The organism is Streptomyces sp. NPDC006235, assembly GCF_040613735.1.
Taxonomy (GTDB): domain Bacteria; phylum Actinomycetota; class Actinomycetes; order Streptomycetales; family Streptomycetaceae; genus Streptomyces.
The window spans coordinates 182,995-206,189 of the sequence record NZ_JBEXSR010000001.1 but is presented as its reverse complement, the minus strand read 5'-3'; the positions used below and the strand labels follow the sequence as shown (position 1 = coordinate 206,189).

Genomic DNA, 23,195 nt, shown 5'->3' with positions numbered 1-23,195 from the left:
CGGTGCCGAACAGGCACAACGGACTTCTAACGGCCCGGCCTCACTTCAGATGCCGGGTGAAGAACTGGACCGCGGCGTCCGCCGCGGACTGGGGGACGCCGGTGTGGCCCCCCATGTTGGCGTGCAGGGACTTCTCCTTGGAGCCGAAGGCGTCGAACAGGTCCAGGGCCGCCTGCCGGTCGTTCCCCTCGTCGTCCCACTGCAGCAGGACATGCAGCGGAATGGTGACCTGCCGGGCCTCTTCGAACATGGCGCGAGGCACGAAACTCCCGGCGAAGAGACCGGCGGCCACGATGCGCGGCTCGACCACCGCCAGCCGGATGCCGATGGAGATCACTCCCCCCGAGTACCCGACCGGGCCGCCGATCTCGGGCAGCGACAGGAGGGCGTCCAGCGCGGCCTGCCATTCCGGGACGGCCTTCTCGACCAGCGGGAGGACGAGGGCGTCGACGATCTCGTCGCCGACCGGCTCGCCGGCCTCCATCGCCCGGCGCAGGTCGGCGCGGGCCTGCTCGACGGCCGGCCAACGGGGCCGGTCGCCGCTTCCGGGGAGCTCGATGGTGGCCGTGGCGAAGCCCTTTGCGGCGGAGTGCCGGGCCCGGGCCACCAGCCGGGGGTACATCTTGCGCAGCCCGAGGGGAGGGTGGCCGAGCAGGATCAGCGGCACCCGTGCGGATGCGGACGCGGACGCGGGTGTCCACAGGATCCCGGGGATCTCACCGAGGGTGAATTCGCGTTCGAGGACGCCGTCGTCGAGGCGTTGCTCGGAAATGACATGCATGGTCGTGCCTTTCGGGAGTGCACCGGAACGGCGCTCCCGGACGACCTGCCTATCGCCCGACCGTGACCCCGGAGGGGAGCACCCATGTCGATACTGCGTTCACGGGTACCACCTCCTCGATCTCTCGCACGGCCTCCGGAAACGTAGCAGCGGCCGCCCTCGCCCGCCAACGGGTTTTGGGGCGGAGCTCCGCGGCCTCGGAAATTAACCGAACTCACGTACAACCCTTACGTCCCGACACAGGTCTCCTGATCGCCGACCGCCCGTGAACGCCCGGACAACCCCCGGCGAACACGGACAGTACGGCTCTTCATCGACTGTGGATGTCCGCCAGGCATCCCCGCATGCAGCAGGAGACCTCGCATGCATCAGCACGAGCGCCCCTCCGGGCGCCCGCACGCGCACGCGCCCTCGTACGCGCACCCGCACACGCACCCGTTCCGCCGCCCCCGCCTCCACCCCCGCCCCCGCCTGCGCCTCGCCCTGGCCACCGCCGTCGCGGCCGCCCTCACCGGCACGCTGCTCACGGTCACGGCCGGTACCGCGGCGGCCGCGGACCCGACGCAGGCCCCGCGGGCCGACTTCAACCGCGACGGCTTCGGCGACGTGGCGTTCTCCGCCTCCGGTGCGTACGTGAGCGGCAAGAAGGACGCCGGGCAGCTCGTCGTCCTGTACGGCACGAAGACCGGGGTGTCCTCCGCGAAGCGGTCCGTCATCAGCCAGAACACCGCCGGCAACCCGGGCACGGCCGAGAGCGGTGACGTGTTCGGCGCCGACAGCGCCTACGCCGACTTCAACGGCGACGGCTACGACGACCTCGCCGTCTCCTCCCCGCTGGAGGACGTGGGCAGCGACAAGGACGGCGGCGGTGTCGCCGTCCTGTGGGGCTCGGCCCAGGGCATCACCGGCAAGGGCGTCTCGATCGCGGACCCCGCCCCCACCCGGCACGACCGCTGGGGCAGGAACCTCGCCGCCGGAGACTTCGACGGCGACGGCAAGGCTGACCTGGCCGTCGGCGCCACCTCCGACGTCATCCACGTGTACAAGGGCGGCATCAGCGCCTCCGGTGCGGCGGTCAAAGGCCGGTACAGCGTCAAGGCGCCGATCCAGGCGTCGGGCGACGGATCCGGCCCGCTCAACCTCACCGCCGGCGACGTCAACGGCGACCGCCGCACCGACCTGGTCGTCGACGGCTTCGAGACCGCGACCGGCCGGTACTGGAACGCCAACTACCTCCTCTCCGGCACGTCTTCGGGACTGTCCGCCGCCGGCGCCCGGCCGCTGAAGGCCGGTGTCATCACCGGCATCGGCGACATCAACGGCGACGGCTACGGCGACATCGTCACCGGCATGCACTGGAACCGGACCGACGACGGGGTGTCCTTCCCCGAGGCCTCCGACGGCGGCAAGGTGTGGGTCACCTACGGCGCCCCGGACGGCGTCGGCTCCACCACCGGCATCACCCAGAACACCGGCAACGTCCCCGGCAGTTCGGAGCGCAACGACTACTTCGGCTACGAGCTGGACCTGGGTGACATCAACGGCGACGGCTACCAGGACCTCGTGGTCGGCGTGGCGGGCGAGAACATCGGGTCGGTCGCCGACGCCGGCCAGCTCGTCGTGCTGTACGGCTCGGCCTCGGGCATCAACACCTCCACCGGCGCCCAGTCCTTCGCGCAGAGCACCGCGGGCGTCCCCGGCTCCGACGAGAAGGGCGACTTCCTCGGCACCGACGTCAAGCTCGACGACGTCACCGGCGACGGCCGAGCCGACCTGATGGCCGGCTCGTACGAGAACGACGGCAACGGCGCGGTCCTCTACCTGCCGTCCAGCGGCACGAAGATCACCGCGACCGGTTCCCGCACCGTCTCCCCCAGCGCCTCGGGCGTCTCGACCACGGGCTACCCGAACTTCGGCGCGAACTTCGCCGACTGAGCCACCCCGCATCCCCGGGGCGGGCCTTCCAGGTCCGGCCCCTTCCCACCCGGAGCCTCCTCTTGCGCAAGCGCACCCTCCTCCTGGCCGCCACGCTCACCACCGGCCTGCTCACCGTCACCCCGGCCGCCGCCGCGCCCTCGGGCCTCGCCGGGGACTTCAACGGCGACGGGTACCGGGACGTCGCCGTCGGCGCCCCGTGCACCGACGTGGGCACGATGTCCTGCGCCGGCGCCGTCGTCGTGCTCTACGGCTCGTCGTCCGGCGTCTCGGCCACCCGTAAGGCGATCATCACCCAGAACTCACCCGGCGTCCCGGGCACCGCCGAGTCGACCGACCTGTTCGGCTCCGCCCTCGCCGCCGCCGACCTGGACCGCGACGGCTACTCCGACCTCGTCGTGGGCGCCACCGGCGAGAGCATCGGCGACCGGGACGGCGTGGGCTCCGGCACCGTCCTGTGGGGCGGCGCGTCCGGCCTGTCCGGCGGCAAGGGCCTGCCGCAGCCGACCGATCTCTCCGAGTGGGGCGGCTTCTCCAGGGGCATCGCGACCGGCGACTTCGACGGCGACGGCGACACGGACGTGACGCTCACCGGCCAGAGCCACATCCGCCTGTACCTGGGCCCCTTCACCCGCACCGGCGGCCCCCTGAGCCACTACCGCGCCGGCGAGCTCGGCGGCGGGTACGAGGTGATCGCGGGCGACATGACCGGCGACGGCGCTGCCGAGCGCATCCACCCGCACGCCGTGGACGGCGACTCCGGCGGCCAGATCTGGTACTACCGCTGGACCGGCACGAGCTACAAGTTCGCCGAGCTGCCGAACGCCGACGGCTTCCCCGGCTCGGTCGGCGACATCAACGGCGACGGCTACGGCGACCTCGTCCTCGGTGACCCCACGGACCCGTCCAGCCACAAGCCCGGCGGCCACAAGGGCGGCCAGATCACCGTCTGGTACGGCGGCCCGAACGGCCCCGCCCCGGCGCAGACGCCGACCGTCGTGCACCAGGACACCACCGGCGTGCCCGGCGCGGGCGAGACCGACGACGCCTTCGGCTCGGCCGTCAGCACCGGCGACATCAACGGCGACGGCTACGCCGACGTCGCGGTCACCGCTCACGGCGAGGACCTCGGCAACGTGGCGGAGGCGGGCTCCGTGACCGTCCTGTTCGGCTCCGCTTCCGGCCTGAAGACCAGCGGCGCCACGTCCTACACGCAGAACACCAGCGGCGTCCCCGGCACCGCCGAGGCCTGGGACCGCTTCGGCTCCGCCGTCGACCTGACCGACCTCACCAAGGACGGCAAGGCGGACCTGGTCATCGGCGTCGACGGCGAGAACGGCTCCGGCGGCGTCTGGACCCTGCGCGGCACCTCCACCGGCCCGACCACCAAGGGCTCCACGGGCCTGACCGCCGCCGGCGTCTCGCTGAAGCACGGCAACGGCTTCGGCTCGGTGATCGCCCAGTGACCTCCCTCCAGCTCACTCGCGGAGCCCTCATGCGCACCCGTGTCACCGCCGCCGTCCTCGCGGCGGCCCTCACCCCGCTCGCCCTGACCCTGTCCGCACCCGGCGCCCACGCCGCCACCGCCGCCGCCCCGTACGACTTCAACGGCGACGGCCGCGTCGACCTGGCCATCGGTGCGCCGGGGGCCACGGTCGCCGGGAAGGCGAAGGCGGGTGCCGTGTCCGTCGTCTACGGCAGCACGAGCGGGCCGAAGAGCTCGACGCGCACGCTCCTCACCCAGGACACGGCCGGCCTGCCCGGCGCCGCCGAGGCCGACGACGCCTTCGGCTCCGCGCTCGCCTCCGCCGACCTGAACACCGACGGCTACGCCGACCTGCTGATCGGCACGCCCGGCGAGGACGGCAGCGACACCAACGACGGCACCGTCACCATCGTCTGGGGGTCCAAGTCCGGACTGTCCGGCACCCGCTCGCTGTTCAGCTTCTTCAGCACCGACTACGACCGCTACGGCCAGTCCCTGGCCGCAGGCGACTTCGACCACGACGGCGACCTCGACGTGGCCGTCGGCTCCACCGGCCCGGTCACCCTCTCCCTCGTCGCCGGACCGCTGACCAAGTCCGGCCCGCACAACGGTGGCTCGGGCTCCCGCAACGACTCGTGGTCCACCTCGTACGGGATCACCCACGTCTCGTCCGGCGACATCACCGGCGACGGCCACCCCCGGGTGGTCCTGCACGGCCGCACCGCCGGCACCGACGACGCGACCACCTCCCTGGCCGACCTGGAGATCGGCAACTACAACGACTGGCTCCAGGACTTGCCCGCCGGACACGTCTCGTCCGTGGGCGACATCGACAAGGACGGCTACGCCGACATCGCCGTCGGCAACGACCGCGAGACCTCCGCCGACCCGGCGGGAGCCCTCGGCGGCAAGGTCACCGTCGTCTACGGCGGCCCCGGCGGCCGCGACACCAGCCGCGCCCCACTCGTCCTCACCCAGGACACCGCCGGTGTGCCCGGCGCCGCCGAGAAGGGCGACCGCTTCGGCAGCGACGTCTGCCTCGGCGACATCAACGGCGACGGGTTCGCCGACCTGGCGATCGGCACGGCGGGCGAGAACTCCGCCGCCGGTGCCGTCACCGTGCTGTACGGCTCGGCGTCCGGCCTGACCACCAAGGGCGCGACGTCATACACCCAGAACACCGCGGGCGTGCCCGGCGGCTCGGAGAAGGGCGACCGCTTCGGCGAGCGCGTCACCCTCACCGACCACACCGGCGACCGCCGCGCCGACCTGTCCGTCTCCGCGCCGGGCGAGAACGCCGGCGACGGCGCGGTCTGGTCCCTGCGCTCCACCACCACCGGCCCGACGGCCACCGGCTCCGTCAGCTTCGGCCCGGGCACGACCGGCGTCTCCACGGCCGGCACGCCGGGCTACGGCACGGCACTCAACTCCTGATCACGACACCTGGGACTCGACAGATGCGCAAGCGCACCCTCCTCCTGGCCGCGACCCTCACGACCGGCCTCCTCACCGCCCTGCCCGCGACACCGGCCACCGCCGCGCCCTCCGGCCTCTCCGGCGACTTCAACGGCGACGGCCACCGCGACCTCGCGATCGGCGCCCCGCTCGGCAAGATCGGCGGCAAGACCGCGGCCGGCTACGTCGCCGTCGTCTACGGCACGGCGAACGGCCTCGACAGCTCCAAGCACCAGATCATCAGCCAGGCCACCGACGGCATCCCGGGCGTCCCGGAATCGCAGGACTACTTCGGCGACCGTCTCACCACCGGCGACCTGGACGACGACGGCTACACGGACCTGATCGTCGGCGTACATGCCGAGCAGATCGGCTCCACCGGCGACTCCGGCGTACTCACCGTCGTCTGGGGCGGAGCGAGCGGCCTGAAGACCGCGACCGACCTGTCCGCGCCGCTCCCCGAGAACCGCAACGAGCTGGGCTGGTCCGTCACCACCGGCGACTTCGACGGCGACGGCGACACCGACCTGGCCGCCGCCAACCTCGCCTACCCCGAGCTGAACGTCTTCAAGGGCCCGGTCTCGCGCACCGGCAAGGCCACCGAGCTCGTCGGCATCGACACCGCCGGCCAGACCGGCATCAACACCGACAACCTCGTCGCGGGTGACGTGACCGGCGACGGCAAGGCGGACCTGCTGGTCATGGGCCAGGAGGAGGCCGGCGACGGCTACCGCACCCGTAGCGTGCTGTACAAGGGCACGGCGACGGGCCTGACGGCGGGCGGCAAGCTCGCCGGAGGCTACGCGGCCGTCATCGCGGACGTGAACAAGGACGGCTTCGGCGACATCGTCACCGGCAACTTCATGGAGAAGTCGACCAGCGAGCCGAACGGCGGCCCCGGCGGCGCGATCACGGTGACGTACGGCGCGGCCGGCGGCCTCAGCACCCGCACCCCCGTCCGCATCACCCAGGACACCACGGGCGTGCCCGGCGCCGCCGAGCGCAACGACCGCTTCGGCTGGAGCCTGTCGGCCGGCGACACCAACGGTGACGGCTACGCCGACATCGCGGTCGGCGCCCCGTACGAGGTCATCGGCTCGCTGAAGCAGGCGGGCACGGTCACGGTGCTGCGCGGCTCGGCCTCCGGCCTGACCGGCAGCGGCGCCAAGTCCTTCTCCCAGGACACCGCGGGCGTCCCCGGCACCGTCGAGGCGTACGACTCCTTCGGCTACGCCGTGCGGCTCACCGACGCGAGCGGCGACGGCCGCGCGGAGCTGGCGGCGAGCGCCTCCGCCGAGAACACCGCTGACGGCGCGGTCTGGCTGCTGAAGTCCACCGCGTCCGGCGTCACGGCCACCGGGTCCAAGTCCTTCGGCGCCGCGACCGTGGGTGGCCCGGCGGGCGACGCGTACTTCGGTGAGGTGCTCGCGGGCTGACGCCCGGGTGAGGTCGGGGCGAGATACCCGTACGGCCGAACCCCTACAACCCACGGACACCCAAAGGCCCTTACCCCCTAGGGGATGTCACAGCTCGGCCGCAAAGCCGGGCCCGGAAGCCCGGGCCCGGCACGCCACCGCCCGGGACCAGGTACGTTCGAAGACGTGGCTGGATTCAGGATCGGACGCGGCCGGAACAACGGCGCTCCTCAGACGCGACCGCACAACCCTCCGAACGGGCAGCAGACGCCGCACGGACCGTCGTACGGCTACCCGCCGGCGCCGCAGCCGTACCCGCAGCAGCCGCCCTACGGCAACGGCGGCGGCCCCACCTGGCCGCAGCCGAACGCCGGGCGGCCGGGCGGCGGCTACGGCGACCAGGGCGAGCCGGAGTACTTCGGCGACGGCGCGTACCCGCCCGGCCCGCAGGGCCCGCACGACCCGTACGCGGCGAACAACCCGGGCCACACCCAGGCCTTCTCGGTCGGCGAGGACCCCTACAGCCAGGGCGACACCTACCGCGCCGGCTCGGCCGCCCCGCCGCCCGGCCCGGTCGGCCCGCGCCTGCACTGGAAGGCCCTGCTGAGGGGCATCGTCCTCGCCCCCAACCAGACGTTCCTCCAGATGCGGGACTACACGATGTGGGGCCCGGCCCTCATCGTCACGTTCCTCTACGGCCTGCTCGCCGTCTTCGGCTTCGACGGCGCCCGCAAGGATGCGATAAACGCCACACTCTCCAACGCCATCCCCATCGTCCTGACGACGGCGGTCGCGATGGTGATCAGCGCGTTCATCCTGGGCGTGGTCACCCACACCCTGGCACGCCAGCTCGGCGGCGACGGCGCCTGGCAGCCCACGGTCGGCCTGTCCATGCTGATCATGTCCCTCACGGACGCGCCGCGCCTGGTCTTCGCCATGTTCTTCGGCGGCGACGCGACGTTCGTGCAGCTGCTGGGCTGGGCCACCTGGGTCGCGGGCGGCGCGCTGCTGACCCTCATGGTCGGCCGCTCCCACGACCTGCCCTGGCCGAAGGCGCTGGGCGCGTCGGCGATCCAGCTGATCGCACTGCTGTCGATCGTGAAGCTGGGCACGGTCTGAGGCCTGCCGCACGGCATGAGAAAAGGGGCTCCCCGGAAGGTGAGCCCCTTTTCTTGACGGCTCTTGCGGCCTCTGGTCTCAGGCATCGAGCACCTGGTCGGCCCGCCGCACCACGGGCGGCTCCACGGACCACGGGAAGTTGATCCAGTCATCGGTCCGCTTCCACACGTACTCGCACTTCACGAGCGACTTCGACTTCTCGTAGACGACGGCGCTGCGCACCTCGGCGACGGTGTCGAGGCAGAAGTCACGGACCAGCTTGAGCGTCTTGCCGGTGTCGGCGACGTCGTCGGTGATCAGCACCTTCTTCTCGGAGAAGTCGATCACGTTGGGGACGGGAGCGAGCATGACGGGCATCTCGAGGGTCGTGCCCACGCCCGTGTAGAACTCGACATTCACGAGATGGATGTTCTTGCAGTCGAGGGCGTAGGCGAGCCCGCCGGCCACGAAGACACCGCCGCGGGCGATGCTGAGCACTATGTCGGGCTCGTACCCGTCGTCGGCGATGGTCTGCGCGAGCTCGCGCACGGCGACGCCGAACTGCTCGTAGGTCAGGTTCTCGCGGACGTCACTCACGCTCGTCTCGCTCATGCTCGGGTCACTCACACCTGGGTCCGATGGAAGTTGAGGAAGGACCGGGAGGCGGTCGGCCCCCGCTGCCCCTGGTACCGCGACCCGTACCGCTCGCTGCCGTACGGGAAGTCGGCGGGCGAGCTCAGCTTGAACATGCACAGCTGCCCGATCTTCATCCCCGGCCACAGCTTGATGGGCAGGGTGGCGAGGTTGGACAGCTCAAGGGTGACGTGCCCACTGAACCCGGGATCGATGAACCCGGCCGTCGAGTGGGTGACCAGCCCCAGCCGCCCCAGCGAGCTCTTCCCCTCCAGCCGGGAGGCGAGATCGTCGGGCAGGGAGATGACCTCGTAGGTACTGGCGAGCACGAACTCCCCGGGGTGCAGGATGAACGGCTCGTCCCCCTCCGGCTCGACGAGCCGGGTCAGATCGGCCTGCTCGATCGAGGGGTCGATGTGCGGGTACCGGTGATTCTCGAACACCCGGAAATAGCGGTCGAGCCGCACGTCGATGCTCGACGGCTGCACCATCGACTCGTCATAGGGATCGATGCGTACCCGCCCGGCATCGATCTCGGCCCGGATGTCCTTGTCTGAGAGAAGCACGCCCCGAGGATACGCAAGGCGCGCGGAGCGACCACAACCGGACGTCTCCGCGCGCCTGCCTGCATACTTCCGGCGGGCCGTGCCGCTACCGCTTCCGAGCCGCTTCTACCGCTTCTCGTAGCTCACGGGCACCACGCTCCGCAGCCGCGCACATCGCGGACAGCGAAGCAGCCGGCCGGGGCCGAGCCGGTCGGCCTGCTGCATCGGGAACGAAGCGGTGGTGAACACGTGCCCATCCGCACAACGGACGACGGTGCGCTCCATCAAGTCCAAGAGTCCCTTCCCCAAGAGCCGCGTCGGGCTGCTGCTTGCCTGACGACAAAAGCCACAGTACGGGATCAAAGGGACGGCCCTCGAGGCGGCACTCCGGTCCCGCCCGGACCATCGCCAGGGCCCCCACCGTACGCCCCAACTCCGGCCACCCGCAGCCGCATCCCGCCCCTGAAACGCCCTCAGGCTCCGCGGCATGAACACCGGGAGCCTGACATGAGGTAAAGTGGCGACCGTTCGGACACCGACTCCGGTCGGCGTCTTACGCGGGTGTAGTTTAATGGTAGAACATCAGCTTCCCAAGCTGAGAGCGCGAGTTCGATTCTCGTCACCCGCTCCATGTGAAGCCCCAGGTCAGTGGCCTGGGGTTTGTTTGTTGTCTAGTCCAATTTGAGGGTTTCGTGCCCTCCGCGTGCCCTAAGTCGAGGTCAACACCTCCGGCGAGATCCTTCGAGCACTGACTTCGGCGCCACGACGCCAGGCCGTCTCGAATCATGAGACGCATTTTCGGTGACCTGGGTCACGCGTCCAGCAAAGGGTGAGCAAGTCACGTACGCAAAGGGCGACTTGCTGACGCCTCCCCAGGCCCAGCGTCACTCCGCGCTGCCGTCGCCGCATGCGCCGATTCGCCATCGACATCACAACACGGACACATGCCTCGCATGGGCCCATTGCGCGGCGCATGATGCCTCTCCAGCACGCACGTCCAGGGGGGACCATGCGCACCCGTACCACCATCGCCGCCGTCTTGCTGCTCGGCGCCGCTGCTACCGCTTGCAGCAGCAGCGGAGAACCCGAGACCATTCTGGTCACCGTCACTCAGACCGTCACTGCCTCGCCGAGCACAAAGGCCGCAGCGAACGCCGCCGATGGCGTCCTGAAGATGGGCGCCAAGCAGGCCATCGATGACGACGAGAACAACATCCACACCACTGTGCAGGCCATCGAGTACCAGCAGCCCTACAAGGGACCCCAGCCGCAGGCCCCCGCAGACTTCCAGGGCGGCGACACCTGGGCCACCGCGGAGATCAAGGTCTGCAACGTCAAAGGCGCCGACATTTCAGTCAGCCAATTCCCCTGGTCCCTCGCCTACGCCGACGGCACCAGCATCGAGGTGACCGGCTCGTCGGGCGGGGACATGCCCAAACCCGAGTACCCGATGGACAAGACCGTGAAGCCCGGACGCTGTGCCGCCGGCCTCATCGCCTTCCCCGTATCCGGCGACAAGCGGCCCGAGCGCCTCGTGTACGAGCCGGAGAGCGGCGAGGTGCTGGAGTGGGCCATCCCGAAGGCGTAGTCCCGAAGCGGTTCCCCCGCAGTGCAGAGATGGGGCTCGCCCCCCGACCAACCCGCAGCAGACTGCCCTTCGACCGTGTAGAGGCTCCGCCCCGGTCCGCAGGGCGAAGCCTCTCCCGTCACCGTGGCACGTCCGCTTGGTCGGCGGTCACAGCTCCTTCGCGTAGGTGTCCTGGTACGCCGCCCTCCCTCCGAACACGTTGAGGCCGACGTGTCCGTTGGCGTACGTCGTGTCCTTCACGTCGATGATCCGCTTGCCGTCGAGGAAGACCTGGATGCGATCGCCTTCAGTGAGGACGCGGAGCGGGTACGTCGTGCCGCGGCGGACCAGGGCCGGGACGCGGGCGAGGGCGGCGCCGTCGTCGAAGAAGCCGTTGGCCTTGGCGACCAGGCGGATCACGCGCAGGTCGGGGTCGATGTTGAGGCAATAGGCGTCGGTGCCGTCGGCGGAGGCGCGCCAGAGGACGGAGAGGGCGCCGCCCGTGTCCGGGTCGGGGCCTCCGAGCCGGACACGGGTGGTGAAGTCCAGGTCTGTCGCCGTGCGTGCCGACATGGCGTTGGAGTCCTTGTCGAAGGTTCCGGCGCGGCCGACGCTGTCCGTGGACCAGTGACCGGCGGGGGTGATCGTCAGCTTGCCCAGATCCGAGCGGAACTCACCGCCGGTGGGGGCGGTCGGCAGCGGCTTCACGCGGTCGACCAGGCGGTAGGCGCCCTTCAGGCGGTGCACCTTGAGCGACTGTATGTGTGCGGTGCCGCCCTTGGCGTAGAAGGACATACCGTCCGCGTCCGGGGTCGGGAAGATCAGGCTGGTCACTGCCGCCCGGCCGTCCGCACCGAATGCCTCGACCGACGACGAGTCGACGTACACGCGCAGGGTTACCCGGCCGTCCGTCGGCTGCATCGGCGCTGTCGTGCGGCCCGCGAAGTACTGGGTGAAGTCGCTCAGGCCCGCCGCCGACCGGTCCACGAACAGTGCGTTCGCCTCGGCGTCGTAGCCGACCGTCGTGTGCTGGTCGTTGGTGGTGCGGACGCGGAAGCCGATCTCCGTGGCGGTGCCGAGGTTGATCTCCGCCTCGATCTCGTAGGCGATGCCTGTGGTGCCCGCGAGCGGGTTCGCGGAGTCCGGTCCGACCGAGACGCCCTTGAGCGTCTTTGTCGAGGTGCGCAGAGCGGTCAGCTCCGAGACCGGGCGCTGGGCGAGGCGTACGCCGTCGGCCGTGGATGTGAGGGTCAGTTCGCGGGGGGTGCTCAGCTGGCCGTTCCAAGCGCCGGTCGGGGCGCTGAAGGGGTAGTCCCAGTTGCTCATCCAGCCGAGCCAGACGCGGCGGCCGTCGGGCAAGCCGTAGAAGGACATGGCGGCGTAGTAGTCGCGGCCGGAGTCGGCGCGCAGGGTCGTCCCGGCGGTCTGGTCGGGGGTGAAGGACGTGCCGTTCCAGTCGCCGGTGAAGTACTGGGCGGCCGAGCCGTTCGTGGCGCGTACGGCGCCCGTGCTCAGGGTGAGGACCCACTTCACCTTGTTCTGGTCGCCGTCGACCGGGAGGGGGAAGAAGTCGGGGCACTCCCAGACGCCCGGGGTGACCCAGTCGCCGTAGCCGAAGGAGCTGACCTGGGTCCAGGTGAGGAGGTCGGTGGAGGTGTAGAAGCGGATGTGGTCGCCGCCGGAGACCACCATCAGCCACTGGTCGTGCTTCTCGTCGCGGATCACCTTCGGGTCGCGGAAGGTCCAGCCGGCGTCGGGGCCGCCGGGGTTCTCCACGGCCGGGGTCGAACCGCCGTGCCACTGCCAGGACCGGCCCTTGTCCTTGCTGTACGCGATGCGGACGCTGGCGTTCCCGCCCGGCTTGTCCGGGTGGTAGCTGGTGTAGTACGCGATCAGGCCCGATCCGCCGTCGAAGAGGCCGGAGGTGTCGTCCTCGTCGATGATCGCCGAGCCCGACCAGCAGTTGCCGTACTCGTTCCAGGGCAGGGCGATCGGCAGGGCCTGCCAGTGGACGAGGTCGGTGCTGACCGCGTGCGCCCAGCGGCCTTCGTCCTGGTGGAAGAGGTGGTATTCGCCGTCGTAGTACACCAGGCCGTTGGGGTCGCTGGTGGAGCCGCGGAGCTGGGAGTAGTGGTACGCGGGGCGGTACGGCTCGGTGAAGTAGTCGGCGGTGCTGGTGAACTCGACGTTCTGGAAGTACGACGTGCCGTGCGCGGCCGTGGTGCCGACGGCGGCGCCCGTGGTGCGGGACACACGGGTCCTCAGGGCCCGTACGCCGTCCACGTACACCTCGATCGTCCTGCCGGTCGCGCGGGCCTCGACGCGGTAGGTGCCGCCGGACGCGATGGGCCGGACCGGGCCGGAGGTGGAGGCGAGGCGGGCGCCGGAGGAGCGGTCCAGGAGCACGACGGTGTTGCGGCCGGCTTCCAGGCGTACTTCGTAGCCGCCGGAGCCGTTCGCGGAAGCGCGCAGCACGAGACCGGCCGTGGACGAGGTGCCGGCGGGGGTGATGTCGGCCCGGGCCACCAGGTCGCCGTCGGTGAAGGGAGCTGTGCGCAGGCCGTTCTCGCCGCGGATGCCGCGCAGGTCGGGGGTCCAGGTGCCGGAGCGGTCCGTCCAGCCCTGAAGGCCGGTGAGCAGGTCGGTGGCGGCGAGGTTCTCGAAGGACACCGTGCCGGCCGATGCCGTGACGGCGAGCCGGCCCGTGGTGTGGGTGGAGTCGTGGGCGGTGATGGCGGGGCTGTAGCCGTCGGGTGAGAGGAAGTTCGTCTGCCAGTGCACGCGCAGTTCTGCGCCCTCGGCTTCCAGGCGCAGGCGGTAGACCGTGTCGGCCTTGATGGTGGTCGGGTACGTGCCGAGGGTGACGTTCCCGTCGATGCGGTAGAGCCTCAGCCTGCCCTGGCCCGGGTCGGCTTCGACACCGTAGCCGCGTGTGGCCGTCGCGTCCGTACGCACCAGCAACGAGGCCACCGCGGAGGCGTCGTGCAGGAGCAGGTCGGCCTGGAACGCGGTGTCGTATGCCCGGGTCGTGGTGACGGCGCGGGCGGTGGCGCCCTGGGGTGGGTCCGCGCGCCAGCCGAGCGAGGTCGCTGTCCAGGTGCCGCCGCTCGTGGTCCAGCCGGTGAGGTTGGTGGTGACAGCGGCGAGGGAGGGTGGGCCGAAGGTGATGGTGCCGCCCTGGGCGAGCAGGCCCACGGAGCCAGTGTCGTGGCGGTGGTCCTCGACGCGCAGGAGCCGCTTGCCGTCGACGGACACCGTCAGCTCTGGTCCGTCCACCGCCACCGCGAGGTCGTGGGGTCTCCCGGTCCGTCCACCGGGCAGGGGAGCGGTGGCGAGGGTGTTGCCGCTCGCCAGGTCGTAGAGCCGTACGCGGGCACGGCCCGCGTCTAGGGCGGCCACATATCCGGCCGAGCCGTCCAGGGCGGCCCGGAACACCAGACCGCCCACAGCGGACGTGGATTCGCGCGTCACACGGGCTGTGTACGTGCCCTTGGTCGTGAGCTGCTGCTCGGACAGGGCGAGGGCGGTACCGCGACGGCCGGCAGTCGCCTTCTGGCCGCCGTCCAAGGTGCGGGTCCAGGCCCCCGTGACGGGAAGGGGGTCGGGGATCGGGGTGGGGGCGGGGGTGTCTCCGGCGGCGCTCGGGGTGGCGGCCTGCGCTGTGGGGAGGCCGCCTGCGAGGGGCAGGAGGGCGGCGGTGGTGCCTGTTGCGAGCAGGAGGGTACGGCGGGACACGCTCATGGCGGCTCCTGGGGAAAAGGCAGGGAAGGGTGGGCCACGGCCCGGGGGGACGTCCACCCCGCGGGCCGTGGTCGTGGGTAAGACGGTCACGGCCACAGCGGGCGGGGTCCGTCGGTGAAGGCCGACGCCATCTGCCAGGCGTCGAACCGCTCCAGGGTCACGTCGCCGTCTGCACCGATGCCGACGCCGACGGCCTCGTCGGGGCGGGTGGGGTAGATGCGGGCAGTGAGGGGCCGCCCGTTGGCGAAGATTTCCAGTGCGGAGTGGTCGACGAGGATGCGCAGGTCGACCCGGCCGTCGGCCTCCAACGGCAGCTCGCCGTACCGCGGTTCGGTGTCGACCATCGGATCGAGGCTGCAGGTTTCGCGGTGCAGATGCAGGGTGCCTGTCCCGTCGTGCGCCCGGCTCACCTCCACGACCGTGCGCTCCGCGCCGTCCGGTGTCTCGCGGACCACGAGCCGGGCGGTCGCTCCGGGGGCTAGGCGCAGGGTCGTCTCGATGTCCAGCTGGTCTCCGCGTACGGTGTGCAGCCGGGTGTAGGCGGTCTCCAGCGGGCCGGCGGGGATCCGTAGGTGCTCCCGCCGCAACAGCCCCAGTTCGGGCACCGGCGCCTGGTTCAGTCGGCCGTCCGCGCCGAGCGTGACGATCCTCGGCAGGGACATCACACCGCACCAGCCGGCCTGCGCGTTCGCCTCGTCCGTGCGGCCCTCCTGGAGCCAGCCGAACATGATGCGGCGGCCGTGCTCGTCGCGGGTGGACTGGGGGGCGTAGAAGTAGCGTCCGCCGTAGTCGAGGCGGTTCAGGGCGGTCGGGGTGAAGGTGTCGTCCTGGTAGTGGCCGGTCCAGTACAGGGGGTGGTGGGTGGTGCCCTCGTCCCAGGCGGAGAAGACCAGCACGTCCGTCCCGTCCAGCCCGAACAGGTCGACGCACTCCCACATCGTGCCGGTCCAGTCGAGCTCGCCCCGGTTCTGCGAGGCGTCGCCGGTCAGCAGCGGGCCGACGTAGCGCCAGCTGCGCAGGTCGTCCGACTCGTACAGGAAGGCCGTACCGCCGACACCCCGAATGCCCGAGCCGATCAGCTGCCGCCACACCGCGTCCTCACCGGAGCCCTCCCGCCACACGCAGTGGTCGCGGAAGGCCGTGATGTCGACACCCTCGGGCGGGGCGGTGATGACCGGGTTGGCCTGGTCCTTGGTCCAGTACCGCAGATCCGCTGATCCCTTTGCCACGCACGGGAGTTCATGGTCTCCGTGACGGCCGGAGTAGACGAGTGTGGGTACTCCCGCGTCGTCTACGAGGACGCCGGACCAGCAGCCGTCGCGGTCGGGGCCGTCGGTGCCGGGGACGAGGGCGACCGGTTCGTCGGTCCAGTGGACGAGGTCGGTGCTGGTGGCGTGCCCCCAGTGGATGCGGTCGTGGGCGGGGGCGAGCGGGTTGTACTGGTAGAAGAGGTGGTAGACGCCGTTCCAGTGGGTCAGGCCGTTGGGGTCGTTGAGCCAGCCGCCGGGCGAGGTGAAGTGGAAGCGGGGGCGGTGGGGGTCGCGCAGGGCGCGCTCGGCCAGCCCCTCGGCGGTGGGTGTGCCGGAGGGGAGGGTGAGGTCGTGGGTCATGCGGCGGGTATCTCCGCTTTCTCGGTGTCGTCGGTGGCCTCGCCGTCCGGCCTGTCGGTGGCCTTGAGGACGCGGCGGGCGATGTCGGAGGCGGGTGCGCGCAGATGGCAGCGCACCCAGTGCGGCTGTCCGTCGTCTTCGCCGACGATGTGGCGGACGGGCTCGGTGCGGCTGCACGTGCCGTCGTCGCCGTGGGGGCAGGACGTGGGGTTGAGGATCGCCTCGCGCAGGCGGGCGCGCTCTACGGGGTCGTAGCTCCCGGCCCGTTCGGGGTCGGGTACGGCGGACAGCAGCAGGCGGGTGTAGGGGTGGGCGGGGGCGTCCATGACGGCCAGTGCGTCGCCGCCCTCGACGAGTTCGCCGGCGAACATCACCATCGTGGTGTCCGCGAGGTAGCGGGCGGAGCCCAGGTCATGCGTGATGTAGAGCATGGCGATGTTGCGCTCGTCGCGCAGGCGCCGCATCAGGTTGAGCACGCCGACGCGCACGGAGACGTCCAGCATCGACGTCGGTTCGTCGGCGAGGATCAGCCGGGGTTCGACGGCGAGGGCGCGGGCGATGGCGACGCGCTGGCGCTGGCCGCCGGAGAGTTCGTGCGGGTAGGACTGGAGCATGTCCTCGGTCAGGCCGACCGTCGCCATCAGCTCCCGCAGTGCCTCTGGTGTGGCGGGGTGGCCGTGCAGGACGAGGGCCCGGGTGAGGAAGTGCTCGATGCGGTGGACGGGGTTGAGCGAGCCGAAGGGGTCCTGAAACACCATTTGGACCTTGCGGCGGTACACCCGTGACGCCCGGCGCCGCTCGGTGCGCAGGACGTCCTCGCCGTCGAGCAGCACCTGTCCGGCGGTGGGCTGTTCGAGGCGGGCGATGCAGCGGGCGATGGTGGACTTGCCGCTGCCGGACTCGCCGACCAGGGCGGTGATCCGGCCGGCCGGGAGGTCGAAGGAGACGTCGTTGACGGCACGGACACGGCGCCGGGAGAAGACGGTGCCGACCTGGAAGTCCTTGGTCAGGCCGCGTACGGACAGCAGGGGTTCGGTCATCGGGGGTCTCCTTCCAGGCTGCGGGCCACCCAGCGGCCGGGTGCGACCTCTCGCAGGTCGGGGATGTTCATGGAGCAGTCCGAGCGGTCCTCGGGGCAGCGGACGTGGAAGCCGCAGCTGTCGGCGGTGCGCGGGGCGTCGAAGAGGCCGGTGAGCTCTTGGCGCGGGCCGGTCAGCGGCGGGAAGGCGTTCATCAGCGCCTCGGTGTAGGGGTGGAGGGGCTTCGCGAACAGGTCCTTGGCGTCGGCGAGTTCGACGATCCGTCCGCCGTACATCACGCCCATGCGGTCCGACAGCTCGACCATCAGGGACATGTCGTGGGTGATGAAGAGGATGGAGAAGCCCAGCTCCCGCTGGAGGTCGCGGATCTGCGCCATGATCTCCTGCTGCACGACCACGTCAAGTGCGGTGGTCGGCTCATCCATGATCAGCAGCCGGGGCTTCAGGGCGACGGCCATGGCGATGACCACGCGCTGGCGCATACCGCCGGACAGCTGGTGCGGGTATGCCTTCAGCCGCCCCGGGTCGATGCCCACCAGCTCCAGCAGCTCACCCGCCCTCTCCCGCGCGGCCCTCTTCTTCAGCTTCTCGTGGGTGGTGAAGATGTCGACGATCTGCTCGCCGATGGTGAGGACGGGGTTGAGGGAGTTCATCGCCGACTGGAAGACCATGGCGATCTGCCGCCACCGGAAGGCACGCAGCTCCCGCTCGTCCAGGGCGAGGACGTCCCCGCCCTGGAAGCGGATGCTGCCTGCGGTGATCTCCGCCGGGGGCTTCAGCAGCCGCATCACCGCGTTGGCGATGGTCGACTTGCCGCAGCCGGACTCCCCGGCGAGACCAAAGACCTCTCCGGCGCCGATGGAGAAGGAGACGTCGTCGGCACCCACGACAGTGCGTCCGTCACCGCGGTATTCGACGCGGAGACCGCTCACCTCGAGTACGGGTTCCATGGCTAGCCCCTCCTCTCACGGCGGGAACGGCGGTTGCGCAGTCTCGGGTTGGTGATCTCGTCGACCGCGTAGTTGACCAGCGCGAGCGCGAAGGCGACGAGCGCGATGCACATGCCGGAGGGGACGAAGGCCCACCACGCCCCGGTCATCAGCGCGCCGTCGTTGCTCGCCCAGTACAGGTTGGTGCCCCAGCTGACGACGCTGGTGTCTCCGAGGCCGAGGAACTCCAGCGCCGCCTGGGACGTGATGCCGAAGACGACACAGCCCAGCAGCGTGGTCATCACCACGGACGCCATGTTGGGCAGGATCTCCCGGAACATGATCCTCAGCGGGCGCTCCCCGGTGACGACGGCCGCCGCCACGAAGTCCTTGCCCCGGATCGACTTGGCCTGCGCCCGCAGCACCCGGGCCGAGCCCGCCCAGCCGGTGACGACGAGCACCAGGATCACGGTGGAGGTCCCGGGCGGCAGGAACGCGGCCAGGATGATGAGCAGCGGCAGCCCGGGCAGCAGCAGGAACAGGTTGGTCAGCAGCGTAAGCAGGTCGTCCACGATGCGCCCGAAGTACGCGGACGCCACGCCGACGACGATGGCTACCCCGGTCGCCACGAGCCCCACGGTGAACCCGACCAGGAGGGAACTGCGCCCGCCCCACAGGGTGAGAGCGAGCACGTCCTGCCCCTTGGCGGTCGTGCCGAACCAATGCGCGGCCGAAGGGGCCTGGCTGCCCGTGGCGTTGATCAGGGACGGGTCGCCCGGCGCGAGGACGGGCGCGAGCAGGGCGAGCAGCGCGAAGAGGCCGAGAAGGATCAGCCCGGTCAACGCCTTCTTGCTGCCGAGGAGCTGGCGCAGCAGGCCGCGTCGACGAGCTGTGCGCTCCGGGGATTGCGGTGTGGTGGCCGTGGCGATCTCGATGGTGGTCATGTCGGCAACCCCCTCAGCGGACGCGGACGCGCGGGTCGAGGCGGACGTAGACGAGGTCGACGAGGAAGTTCGCGATCAGCACCGCCGCCGTGATCGTCAGGAAGATGCCCTGCATCAGCGGGTAGTCCAGGCCCTGGACGGCCATCAGCAGCTGGTAGCCGATACCGGGGTAGGCGAACACGACCTCGGTGAGCAGCGCGCCGCCGACGACGAAGCCGATGCCCATGCCGAAGTTGGTGACGGAGGGGAGCATCGCGTTGCGGGCGGCGTAGCGGAACATGATCCGCGCAGGGCTCAGCCCCTTCGCCTCGGCCATGGTGATGTAGTCCTCGGCCGCCGTGGCGATCATGGTGTTGCGCATGCCGAGCATCCAGCTGCCGATGGTGACGGCCACGATGGTGAGCGCCGGCAGCACCAGGTGGGTGGCGACGTTGGAGATGAACTCGCCGTTGAAGCCGGGGGTCAGGCCGACGTCGTAGGCGTGCCGCAGCGGGAACCAGCCCAGGCTCACCCCGAACAGGTACAGCGCGCCCATCGCCAGCCAGAAGTACGGGAAGGAGCCGACAAAGATCAGCAGGGGCGGGAAGGCGGAGTCGAGAACGCCGCCGCGCCGCCAGGCGGCGACGATGCCGAGTAGGTTGCCGACGACGGCCGCGATGACGAGCGCGACGCCGCCGAGCAGCAGGGTCCAGCCGATCTGCGAGCCGATCACGTCGGAGACCGGGGTCGGGAAGCGGGTGATGGAGATGCCGAGGTTGCCGGTGAAGACGTCCTTGACGTAGGAGACGTACTGCTCCCACAGGGGGCGGTTGTCGAGGCCGAAGAGTTTGCGCAGCTGGGCTATCTGGTCGGGCTGCATCGTGCCCTGGGCCTGCGCGAACATCCGGGAGACCGGGTCGCCCGGCATGAAGCGCGGCAGTACGAAGTTCAGGGTGATGGAGGCCCAGAAGGCGAGCAGATAGAACCCCAGGTTGCGCAGGATGAGACGCACGGGTCGTGCTCCTGTCGGTGGGGGTGCGAGGGGTCGGTGGGGGCGGCCGTCCGGGGAGGAGGACGGCCGCCGGTCCGTGCGTCAGCCCTTGACGGGCTTGAGCGAGGTGAGCACCAGGATCGTGCTGCCGTTGCGGTTGCCGAGGGTCGCGTACGGGTCCTTCTCGGTGGGCCAGCCGGTGAAGCGGGCGTCCGTGTACGCGCCCCACTCGGGGCCGGTGAACAGCGGGACGACGGGCGCGTCCTTGTTGTACAGCTCCTGCAGGCCGTTCATCTGCTCGCGCTGCGTCTTCTCGTCCGTGGCGGCGGCGAAGGCGTCGATGAGCTTGTCGGCCTTCTTGTCGCCGAAGCGGTGGTAGTTCTCGACTGCCTGCTTGCCGACCGGCTCGAGCATCTTCGTCGACATCACGCCGCGGAAGTACTCGTACGGCGTGGCGCCGTTGTTGGACCACACGATGCCGGTGTCGAACGTGCCATCGTTGTACGACGACTGGACGGCCGACCAGTCGGGCGTCTTCACCGTGGCGGTGATGCCGACCTTCGCCAGGTCCTGCTTGATGACGTTGGCGACCGAGATCCAGTCGGAGGAGGCGGAGCCGACGGAGATGTCGAGCGTGAAGGGCTTGCCGTTCTTCAGCAGCCGCTTGCCGCCGCTCTCCTTGTAGCCGGCCGCATCCAGGGCCTTCGCCGCCTCGTCGGTGTTGTACTTCGTCCAGGTACAGGAGGCGGCCAGGGACGTGTCGCGCCACTTGTCGTAGGTGCGGGCCAGGCCCGTGCAGTCGGCGGGTTCGGCATAGCCGTTCATCGCGACCTTGGTGATCTGGTCGCGGTCGATCGCCATGCTGAGCGCCTTGCGCACAGCCACGTCGTTGAAGGGGGCCTTCGTGGTGTTCAGCTGCCAGTTGATCATGGCACCGGTGGCCGGGAACCAGTAGTGGTTGTGCTTCTTGTCCTTGGCGACGAAGGACTTCTCGATGTCCGGGATGAAGGACTGCGTCCAGTCGACCTCGCCACTGGTGAAGGCGAGGTTGGCGCTGTCGTTGCCGGAGAAGGCGAGCATCCGGATGCCGGCGATCTGCTGCTTGGCGGGCTGCCAGTAGTCGGGGTTCTTGCGCAGCTCGAACGACTGGCTCTGGAACTTCTCGACCTTGGTGTAGGGACCGGTGCCGACCGGGTTCGAGTTGGTGAACTTCGCCGGGTCCTTCACCTTGGACCAGATGTGCTTCGGCAGGATCCAGTGGCCGCTGATCTCGAAGAAGGCGGGCGCGTAAGGCTTGTTGAAGGAGAACTTCACCGTGTGGGCGTCGACCGCGGTGACCTTGTCGAGGTAGTCGAAGCCGCCCAGCACCTTCTTCTGGAGCTGGAAGGTGTAGACGACATCGTCGACGGTGAGCGGCTGGCCGTCCGACCACTTGACGCCCTGGCGCAGGGTGAAGGTGAGGGACTTGGCGTCCTTGGCCTGCACCCACTTGGTGGCGAGCCACGGCGTGTCCTTGGCGTCCGACATGCTGTGCACGACCAGCGGCTCGTAGATCGCCTGAATGGTCATGGGGGTGGCCTGCTGGTTCAGGAACGGGTTGAAGTTGCGCGTGAACGTCGAGAAGTCCTCGCGCGGGATGGTCAGCAGCTGGTTGCCGGAGGTGTCACCGGCGCCGGAGGCGGCCGAGCCACCCGTACAGGCGGACAGGACCAGGGCCGCGGCGGCGGTCGCGGTGACCGCTCTCAGGACGGCCCGTGGCCGCCGTGAAGGTATGCGGGAGGGTGCCATAATGGAGACTCTTTTCCTCTCTTCAACACACAGGGCGAAGACGGGATGGGATTCCTCGGCGGGCTGATTAGCGGTCAGACCGACGAGCGTTCGAGCAGCGGGCAGTCGACCGTCACCCGGCGGGTGTCGAGCGGCTGCCCCGCTGCGAGAGCGGCGAGCATGTCGATGCCCTTGGTGCCCATGGCCTCGAAGGGCAGGGCGAGCGTCGTCAGCTTCGGCCGCAGATAGGCGGCGATGAGTTCCTGGTTGTCGAACCCCACCACGGCCACGTCGTGCGGGATGCGCAGCCCACGTTCCTTGATCGCGTCGTACGCGCCCATCGCCATCCGGTCGTTGCCGCAGAACAGCGCGGTGGGCCGGTCGGCGGCAGGGCGGTCCAGCAGCTCGCAGGCGGCGTCGTAGGCGCCGTCGGCGGTGGCCCAGCCGGGGATGACGAGGGAGGGGTCGGGGGTGATCCCGGCCTCGCGCAGGGCACGTTCATACCCCTCGCGCCGGCCGACGGCGGCCGGAATCGCCGGGTCGAGGTTGATGAACCCGATCCGGGTGTGCCCGGCGTCCAGCAGCCGGCGGGTCGCCCGGTATCCGCCCGACTCCTCGTCGGGCAGGATGCACGGCAGCTCCCCTGCCGCGTCGTAGCAGTTCACGAGCACCGTCGGCACCTCGCGGACGGCCTTGGGAAGCGTGACGGCCCGGTGCCAGGTCGTGGCGTACAGCAGCCCCTCCACACGGTGCTCCAGCATCTGGTCGAGCGCGGCGGCCTCCTGCGCGGGGTCGCCCTCGCTCGCAGCGATCAGCAGGAACCGCCGGTCCCCCCAGGCGCGGCTCTGCGCGCCCGTGATCACCTCGGCCGCGAAGGGGCCGGTCACGATCTCAGTGATCAGCCCGAACCAACCGCTGCGCTTCGCGGCCAGCGCCCGCGCCCCGGCGTTGGGCCGGTAGCCGAGCTCGTCGATCGCCTCCAGGATCCGCCGACGGGTCTCGTCGGGGATGGCGGCGCCGGGCCGGTCGTTGAGGACGAAGGAGACCGTGGTCCGCGAGACACCCGCGTGGCGCGCCACATCGCTCATGGTCACGCGACTCGGCTTGTTCGTGGCCACTTCCTGTCCCTTTCGGCCGGACGGAGGCGAGACATCGCCTCCGGTTTCGCGCTTTAATAACGCGCGTTAGTTCCGTGTTGCACGGAAGTTACGTCCGTCTTGAGTGGCATGTCAATACCTACGGCATGGGCTGCATCCGGCCACCGGACCGGGCTCCACGC

17 protein-coding genes and 1 tRNA gene are annotated in these 23,195 nt (G+C 70.4%); 7 read left to right on the top strand and 11 right to left on the bottom strand.

From position 1 onward, the window contains the following. Positions 1–40: 40 nt before the first annotated feature. The gene (locus ABZ192_RS00975) at positions 41–781 is read right to left on the bottom strand and encodes an alpha/beta hydrolase (RefSeq protein ID WP_356922408.1); all 741 of its coding nucleotides are present in this window, start codon (positions 779–781) and stop codon (positions 41–43) included. A 363-nt stretch (positions 782–1,144) separates the two neighbouring features. On the opposite strand from ABZ192_RS00975, the gene ABZ192_RS00970 reads away from it, so the two are divergent. The 5 genes from ABZ192_RS00970 to ABZ192_RS00950 all read left to right on the top strand — a co-directional run bounded on the left by ABZ192_RS00970 (position 1,145) and on the right by ABZ192_RS00950 (position 8,191). Further along, positions 1,145–2,716, top strand: coding sequence for a VCBS repeat-containing protein (locus tag ABZ192_RS00970; RefSeq protein ID WP_356922407.1), 1,572 nt, complete (start codon positions 1,145–1,147; stop codon positions 2,714–2,716). A gap of 62 nt (positions 2,717–2,778) precedes the next feature. After that, entirely contained in the window at positions 2,779–4,182 is a 1,404-nt protein-coding gene (locus ABZ192_RS00965; RefSeq protein WP_356922406.1) for an FG-GAP-like repeat-containing protein, read from the top strand. A 29-nt stretch (positions 4,183–4,211) separates the two neighbouring features. Next, positions 4,212–5,636, top strand: coding sequence for an FG-GAP-like repeat-containing protein (locus ABZ192_RS00960; RefSeq protein ID WP_356922405.1), 1,425 nt, complete (start codon positions 4,212–4,214; stop codon positions 5,634–5,636). 23 nt (positions 5,637–5,659) lie between these two features. Further along, positions 5,660–7,093, top strand: coding sequence for an FG-GAP-like repeat-containing protein (locus ABZ192_RS00955; RefSeq protein ID WP_356922404.1), 1,434 nt, complete (start codon positions 5,660–5,662; stop codon positions 7,091–7,093). Positions 7,094–7,177: 84 nt separating this feature from the next. Further along, positions 7,178–8,191, top strand: a complete 1,014-nt coding sequence (locus ABZ192_RS00950; RefSeq protein ID WP_356922403.1) for a Yip1 family protein — start codon at positions 7,178–7,180, stop codon at positions 8,189–8,191. A 78-nt stretch (positions 8,192–8,269) separates the two neighbouring features. On the opposite strand, the gene ABZ192_RS00945 is transcribed toward ABZ192_RS00950, so the two are convergent. Together ABZ192_RS00945 and dcd are read right to left on the bottom strand one after the other, a co-directional pair. Next, a complete protein-coding gene (locus ABZ192_RS00945) occupies positions 8,270–8,767 on the bottom strand; it encodes a phosphoribosyltransferase (protein ID WP_356922613.1) in 498 nt (165 codons plus the stop codon). A 26-nt stretch (positions 8,768–8,793) separates the two neighbouring features. After that, the gene (dcd, locus tag ABZ192_RS00940) at positions 8,794–9,369 is read right to left on the bottom strand and encodes a dCTP deaminase (RefSeq protein WP_356922402.1); all 576 of its coding nucleotides are present in this window, start codon (positions 9,367–9,369) and stop codon (positions 8,794–8,796) included. Positions 9,370–9,905: 536 nt separating this feature from the next. Here dcd and ABZ192_RS00935 point away from each other — a divergent pair. After that, positions 9,906–9,979: transfer RNA gene (locus tag ABZ192_RS00935), tRNA-Gly, on the top strand. Positions 9,980–10,357: 378 nt separating this feature from the next. Then, a complete protein-coding gene (locus ABZ192_RS00930) occupies positions 10,358–10,936 on the top strand; it encodes a DUF4352 domain-containing protein (protein WP_356922401.1) in 579 nt (192 codons plus the stop codon). Positions 10,937–11,083: 147 nt separating this feature from the next. Here ABZ192_RS00930 and ABZ192_RS00925 read toward each other — a convergent pair whose 3' ends face one another. The 8 genes from ABZ192_RS00925 to ABZ192_RS00890 all read right to left on the bottom strand — a co-directional run bounded on the left by ABZ192_RS00925 (position 11,084) and on the right by ABZ192_RS00890 (position 23,004). Then, the gene (locus tag ABZ192_RS00925) at positions 11,084–14,656 is read right to left on the bottom strand and encodes a GH32 C-terminal domain-containing protein (protein WP_356922400.1); all 3,573 of its coding nucleotides are present in this window, start codon (positions 14,654–14,656) and stop codon (positions 11,084–11,086) included. Positions 14,657–14,742: 86 nt separating this feature from the next. Then, on the bottom strand, positions 14,743–16,266 hold the full coding sequence (locus ABZ192_RS00920; protein ID WP_356922399.1) for a glycoside hydrolase family 32 protein: 1,524 nt from the start codon (positions 16,264–16,266) through the stop codon (positions 14,743–14,745). Continuing rightward, on the bottom strand, positions 16,263–17,306 hold the full coding sequence (locus tag ABZ192_RS00915; protein ID WP_356922398.1) for an ATP-binding cassette domain-containing protein: 1,044 nt from the start codon (positions 17,304–17,306) through the stop codon (positions 16,263–16,265). Before ABZ192_RS00915 ends, ABZ192_RS00920 begins: the two co-directional genes overlap by 4 nt. Then, positions 17,303–18,256, bottom strand: coding sequence for an ABC transporter ATP-binding protein (locus ABZ192_RS00910; RefSeq protein WP_356922397.1), 954 nt, complete (start codon positions 18,254–18,256; stop codon positions 17,303–17,305). Before ABZ192_RS00910 ends, ABZ192_RS00915 begins: the two co-directional genes overlap by 4 nt. A 2-nt stretch (positions 18,257–18,258) precedes the next feature. Continuing rightward, a complete protein-coding gene (locus ABZ192_RS00905; protein ID WP_356922396.1) occupies positions 18,259–19,179 on the bottom strand; it encodes an ABC transporter permease in 921 nt (306 codons plus the stop codon). Positions 19,180–19,192: 13 nt separating this feature from the next. Further along, complete coding sequence (locus ABZ192_RS00900) at positions 19,193–20,170, bottom strand: ABC transporter permease (protein WP_356922395.1); 978 nt, start codon at positions 20,168–20,170, stop codon at positions 19,193–19,195. An 81-nt stretch (positions 20,171–20,251) separates the two neighbouring features. Next, entirely contained in the window at positions 20,252–21,937 is a 1,686-nt protein-coding gene (locus ABZ192_RS00895) for an ABC transporter substrate-binding protein (protein ID WP_356922394.1), read from the bottom strand. 74 nt (positions 21,938–22,011) lie between these two features. Next, positions 22,012–23,004, bottom strand: a complete 993-nt coding sequence (locus tag ABZ192_RS00890) for a LacI family DNA-binding transcriptional regulator (protein ID WP_356922393.1) — start codon at positions 23,002–23,004, stop codon at positions 22,012–22,014. Positions 23,005–23,195 lie beyond the last annotated feature (191 nt).